This window comes from Hallella mizrahii (assembly GCF_009695775.1).
Classification (GTDB): Bacteria; Bacteroidota; Bacteroidia; order Bacteroidales; family Bacteroidaceae; genus Prevotella; species Prevotella mizrahii.
In genome coordinates, this window is the sequence record NZ_VUNG01000076.1 from 1 (window position 1) to 6,143 (window position 6,143).

6 protein-coding genes are annotated in these 6,143 nt (G+C 43.6%); all 6 read left to right on the forward strand.

Annotated features, from left to right (window positions below; genetic code table 11):
* The first annotated feature begins 469 nt into the window (after positions 1 to 469).
* The 6 genes from FYJ73_RS15345 (at position 470) to FYJ73_RS15365 (ending at position 6,055) form a co-directional block, all read left to right on the forward strand.
* The gene (locus FYJ73_RS15345; RefSeq protein WP_154535616.1) at positions 470 to 811 is read left to right on the forward strand and encodes a hypothetical protein; all 342 of its coding nucleotides are present in this window, start codon (positions 470 to 472) and stop codon (positions 809 to 811) included.
* A 77-nt stretch (positions 812 to 888) separates the two neighbouring features.
* Positions 889 to 1,827: a hypothetical protein gene (locus FYJ73_RS15350; protein WP_154535617.1), complete on the forward strand. Its 939-nt coding sequence runs from the start codon at positions 889 to 891 to the stop codon at positions 1,825 to 1,827.
* A gap of 11 nt (positions 1,828 to 1,838) precedes the next feature.
* Entirely contained in the window at positions 1,839 to 2,168 is a 330-nt protein-coding gene (locus tag FYJ73_RS15355) for a hypothetical protein (protein WP_066266522.1), read from the forward strand.
* Between the two features lie 117 nt (positions 2,169 to 2,285).
* Positions 2,286 to 3,983 carry an RHS repeat domain-containing protein gene (locus tag FYJ73_RS16085; RefSeq protein ID WP_473733513.1) on the forward strand — a complete coding sequence of 566 codons (1,698 nt, stop codon included), beginning with the start codon at positions 2,286 to 2,288 and terminating at the stop codon, positions 3,981 to 3,983.
* Complete coding sequence (locus tag FYJ73_RS16090; protein WP_235899420.1) at positions 3,940 to 4,437, forward strand: hypothetical protein; 498 nt, start codon at positions 3,940 to 3,942, stop codon at positions 4,435 to 4,437. Before FYJ73_RS16085 ends, FYJ73_RS16090 begins: the two co-directional genes overlap by 44 nt.
* Before the next feature lie 55 nt (positions 4,438 to 4,492).
* A complete protein-coding gene (locus FYJ73_RS15365; protein ID WP_235899421.1) occupies positions 4,493 to 6,055 on the forward strand; it encodes an RHS repeat domain-containing protein in 1,563 nt (520 codons plus the stop codon).
* Positions 6,056 to 6,143: the final 88 nt, after the last annotated feature.

Consider the following 6,143-nt stretch of genomic DNA (forward strand, 5'->3'; position numbering starts at 1 on the left):
GCATCGTGGGGTAAGGGGATGGTGGCTACATATTGATGTTGTGCTGTTGCTTTTTACTGAAAGCTGCTACTAACGACTCATAAATCTACCCTTAATCGTGTATTGGATGATAGTTGCGGATTTTAGGTACAAGACAATCAAAAGCTCGTTTGGGCAAGAACTTGCAGACCTGAGTGAAGATGAACTGACCTTTGTGCATATTTTACGATGTACTTACAATTTGTAACTTTTGACTATAGCCATGCAAAGGTACAAAATTGAAAAGTACACGTAAAGTATATGCTTGTAAATGTCTGACCTAAGGGCAGTTTAAGCGAATGTTAAAGGATTTAAGTGGACACTAGTGAATGGGAAAGAAGATAAGAGATTGGTTAAGTTCTGGAAGTTTTGAGGAACAATACGAATTTGGTATAAAAACCATAAGAAAATTCAACGGATTTAACTATTTGCATTAATAAAACATTTTAATATGGTTTTACGTAAAGTGGATGATGCTGTAGAACAGTTCAAAAAAAACTGTATAAAGCAAGGACAAGCACTAGAGGCTGGTAATTATAAGGTGGGAAACAAAAGTGCTAAGAGTATATACGAGTCTATTGTATTCTTAAAAGCAAACCATCAAATAGACCTGCTAAAGCCATTCCTATTCGAAAGAAACGAGAATCTGCGTATATGGTCTGCAAGAGCATTGATACACTCTTATAGCAGTCTTTGTCTCAAAGTGTTGCAAGATATTGCCAACACATCAGAAGGAATTCACGGATTAGATGCAGAAATGGTTATTTCCGAATATAAAAATGGTAACATCTGAAAACTGTAGTTGTAGACAGCAACTCCATAAAATACGCTCATGATAAGGATGCCATCATAGCCTTTGCCGCATTTAACATGGCCAGCAGCATGATGCAGGCCTCCTTTGAAGGTAAGAGTGTATGGAAGGCTGGTGCACTTAGTCTCTTGTCGTCCGGTGCGAGCTATGGTATAGGAGAGCTGTTCAAAGGTGCGGCTGCGACATTCGGCAATGAGCTGTTGCGTGCAGGAGCCCATGGACTGGCGAGCGGAGTAGTCTCTGCCTTGGACGGGGGAAACTTTGCCAGTGCTTTTGTTTCCGGTGCCGCGGCTTCAGGCATCGGGTCGTATGCGAAGACCATAAAGGGTCTGGAGACTTGGCAGATGGTTTCTTCGACGGCGGCAATGGGCGGCGTGGTAGCCTGGGCCACAGGAGGTGATTTCCTGCAAGGAGCGATGCAGGGGATGAATATTGGATTTTTAAATCATGCAATGCACGATGACCCACCATCAGTTAGTACTCAACAGGAAGACCAAAACTTACAAAATATGTTACCCGAGGTTGTCGTAATAGGGAAAGCTCCGGCTTATGTTGTAAAGTTTGCAAATCCTATTTTCGCACAAAGAGTATCTTTATATTCTATATCAGTCATAAAAATAAGTATGGCTGAGGCAGGAGTACACTCAGTGACAATATCAAGCACAGCAAGAACACCTGAAGAGCAAGTAAATGCGATGTATAATAATTTAAAAAATAAGCAAACATGTAATTATGCTCCTGCAGGTCGTGCAGTAGTAAGTCGATATCCTGACAAACAGGAAATGTTAAAAGAGGTTTATAGACAAGGACCCAGTAAAGTGTCAAAACATTGTGCAGATTTTAGGCAACTTAATGTTATAGATATAGCTCCTAGTAGTGTATCCAATAAAGCAGCCTTTCATCGTGCACTTCTGAATAATAGCAAAATATCCAGAGTGCTAGATCCATGGACACCCTCTAAGGACCCTGTCTTTCATATTGAGATTCCACAACATTAAAACTTATATATATGAAAAAAAATATTATTTCTTTTGTTTTTTTTGTTATATTAACAAGCTGTTTGGCTAATGTGACAAGACACAATTGCATGCCCCCAAAATCATTATATGGTTATTGGAGTTTAGAGGGAGTTACATGGTTAAAAATAACGAGTGACTCCATCTATTTCGTAGACGAAGAAGGAACTTCTCCTATCAAATATTCTATAAATAAAGATACGATTATTTGGTATTTTGATGGGATAATTCAAAAGAGCAAGTATAATATAGTCCAAGATACGCTCTTTATGAAGAATGAAGAAGGTACAACCCAATACATACGTGTAAATGATAAAAGGTAGCGTCCTGAAGACCTTTGACGAGACCTACGATGGGACTCCGATAATCTGTTGTCACGCAAGAGAACCAACGACCCGCAGGAATCCTTCGGCTACGACAATCTCGACAGGCTTGTTTCCGTGAAGAGCGGGGCGGCTGAAACCATGAAGATAAGCTATGCCCCCAACGGCAACATCCTCTTCAAGACGGGGGTGGGCAACTTCTCTTACGACAAGAATGTCCGTCCGCATGCTGTGACGGAGGTGGAGAACGCTGACGGGAAGATACCAGGAGAGGCGCTGAACACCTCATTCAACGATTTCGGCAAGATTCAACTGATTGAAGACACCGGCAAGGGGCTCAGGATGGACTTCGGCTATGGACCAGACCAAGAAAGATGGTATTCTGAACTGTCGAGGAACGGCAAGAATGTCAGAAGCACCGTCTATGCCGGAACCTATGAGAAGGTGTGTGAAAACGGCAAGGCACGCGAGTTCTACTACCTCGACGGCAACACCATCGCCATAAGGGAAAACGGAACGGTGAAAAATTATCTCGCCTTCACAGATAATATAGGCAGTATCCTCTCCGTTGTGGATGAAAACGGCACGAAGGTTTTCGATGCCTCCTACGATGCGTGGGGCAAGCAGACGGTGACACTCAACTCCATCGGTCTGCACCGAGGCTACACGGGACATGAGATGCTCAGCGAGTTCGACATCATCAATATGAACGGTCGCTTGTACGACCCCGTTCTCGGCCGCTTCTTCAGCCCTGACAACTATGTGCAGATGCCCGACAACAGCCAGAACTTCAACCGTTACAGCTATTGCCTGAACAACCCGCTGAAGTATACGGATCCGAGTGGGGAATTGGCATGGTTCATTCCTGTTATAGCAGGTGCCATCATAGGATCCTATGCCGGGGCATCCATACAATCAGGAACTGCTGCATTTTGGAACTGGAACTCCAATGCTTGGAAAGGTGCCATTGCCGGTGGAATCATTGGCGCAACAATTGGTTATGGTGTTTCTTCTGCTTTGGCATCTTCTGGTGGAGTAACAGGCCTTACTACAACAATAAAGGGTACAGAGGTCGTGGCTAAGTCTGCAGGTATAACCAGTTCTATTCTGAATAGTGGTAGCATAAACATCGCATATAATGCTATTACTGGCGGTAGTTGGGATGGTGCATGGAAGGCAGGAATCGCAGGACTTGCAACAGGTGCGTGGGCAATAACTGGAGGATTTGGAATGGTTAAGGGCTTCGGTGCTGCGTCTCGTTTTGGCAAGTTAGCCGGAAAACTCGGTTATCAGATGATTGGAACTGTAAGTCAATCAGTCGGGAATAATTGGGCTTCGAACAAAGGAATCTTTTCAAGAGTTACATTAGGATTAGGTCCTATAAACTTGACATTGGGCAAAGGACAAAGGTTGCTGCAATGGGAAAATAATCTTGGAAATATTGCGATAAATGCCTTTGGTCTTGTTAATACGGTTGCCGGTGGGAAAGTCCATTTTAATACAGATAATCTAACATTTGAATATACAGGCGGGCTAATGGATACTTTCCAACCTACACTATCCATGCATGACGGCCGATTATATGAAGTTAGTGCAGGTTTTAGTCCATATACAGTAACGGGAAATAGCAATTTGGGTAATGTACTTAAACATGAATTGCATCACCTATGGCATTCTCGTGCATTAAATGATTTATTTTTAGCGAATTATGGACTTCAAGGATTATATGCTTTGATTTTAAAAGGTAATTTTGTAGCAAATAAAAACTATTATGAAGATTTTGTCGATTATTACAGTTGGTGGCCATTACATTAAATGGTTAATAGCCAGTCTTATTCTTATGTTGTCTCTCCAGTCTTGCGATGTAGCGTATACACTTCCATTGGATAACAACAGGTTTAGTTATGATATTTATTTTCCAGGAGAAGACTATGTTAAGACAAGTTGCATGTATTTTAGGGGCTTTCATTATCTCAATTTTGATTTAAAAGGAGCGTATGTGGTGAATCTGGATTCTTTGAAACTAAGCATCAAAGGTAATAATATGAAGATAATTGGATTAGATACGTCTCTTAAAAACAATTATCATGTTAAGAATCGTCTCGTTGGTGTACGATTATTCTGTGAAGTTAAGGATATATCACAAGAATACAAACAACCTTCCGTCTTGTATGTATTGCCATCAAACTTCATTATGAGAGACAGCCAGAGAGTACTTGTTGATACTATGAAATTCGTACTGCAAAGGCCTGGAGACAAGCACCACTAACCTCGCTTACCCCACTGAATGACTCCTGATTAGTACTATTGTATTAAAGAAGTGTATGCTGTATACATCGCGAAACAGGAACCTGCGACAGACACTTGGTTTGCTAGAGTCTTCGCTTGACGACATGGACAAGGCCAACCGTCGGAATTGGAGAAGGCACAGGCTTGTCTCCGTCAAGAGAGGTGATGACGAAACCATGAGGGTAAGCTATGCCCCCAACGGCAATATCCTCTTCAAGACGGGGGTGGGCAACTTCTCTTACGACAAGAATGTCCGTCCGCATGCTGTGACGGAGGTGGAGAACGCTGACGGGAAGATACCGGGCGAGGCGCTGACAACATCGTTCAACGACTTCGGGAAGATAGAGCTGATAGACGATGCGGGCAAGAATCTCAGAATGTATATAGCCTACGGACCGGACCGGCAGAGATGGTATTCGGAACTGTCAAAGAACGGTACGGATATCCGTACTACGGTCTATGCTGGGGAATATGAGAAATTTACCGAGAACGGCAAGACGCGCGAGTTCTATTATCTTAACGGCAACACCATCGCCGTCAGGGAGAACGGCACGGTAAAGACTTATCTTGCCATCACGGATAATCTAGGCAGCATCCTCTCCGCAATGGATGAGAACGGCGAAAAGGTTTTCGATGCCTCCTATGACACGTGGGGCAGACAGACTGTTACGCTCAATACCATAGGCTTGCACCGTGGCTACACTGGACACGAGATGTTGAATGAGTTTGGCATCATCAACATGAACGGCCGTTTGTACGACCCCGTCCTCGGCAGGTTCTTCAGTCCCGACAATTATTTGCAGATGCCCGACATCAGCCAGAACTTCAACCGTTACAGCTATTGCCTGAACAATCCGCTGAAGTATACGGATCCGAGTGGGGAGTTTTGGAACCTTATCATAGGTGTTGCTATTGGAGGGGTCTTCAACTGGGCGTCACACGGCTTCCAGCTTAATGCGAAAGGACTTGGCTACTTCGCCACTGGTGCTGTCGCTGGAGCTGTCGGTGCAGGATTGGCGTCAGGAGTGAACGTTGCCATGGCAGGAGGCAATTTCTGGACTGGAGCAGCAGGATTAGCCAAGGGAATAGCTTCTACAGGATTCCTTACTGGTGCTGCTTCGGGTGCAAGCGCAGGATTTGCAGGAGGTTTTATATCTGGTGCCGGCAATTCATGGGTAGGTGGCTCCAGCTTTGGAAAAGGTCTTCTTGCTGGCTTAGGTTCTGGAAGCATAGGAGCTTTGGAAGGTGGTTTTGCTGGAGGTTTGCTTGGTGGCCTTGATGCTTTAGATAAAGGCACAAACTTCTGGACAGGCAAGGCGAGTTTTAATACAACAGGTGCTATGGCCTGTACAGAAGGTGCTCCGTCTGATTTCAGAATTGGCGATTTAATTGATGTCAAATATAAGGGAATGTTTAAGGGACAGTATGTCTATGAAAGTAAGCAACTTGGAACATATGCAAGTGGTAATTATGCAGGTTTTACACTTCCCGATCAAGGTATTGTGGTAGGCGATGGAGTTTTTTCCAGCGGAAAAAAAGGAGGATTGGCTATGTTGCAGCGTAAGCGTCCAAAAATGACGTATTGCTTAAAGCCTTAAAATCTGTTACTTTTGTCCTCGACTTAAATTCATACAATTTATGGAGAGAACATCAGATTTTGAACAGCTGCTCTTCCTATATAAGACG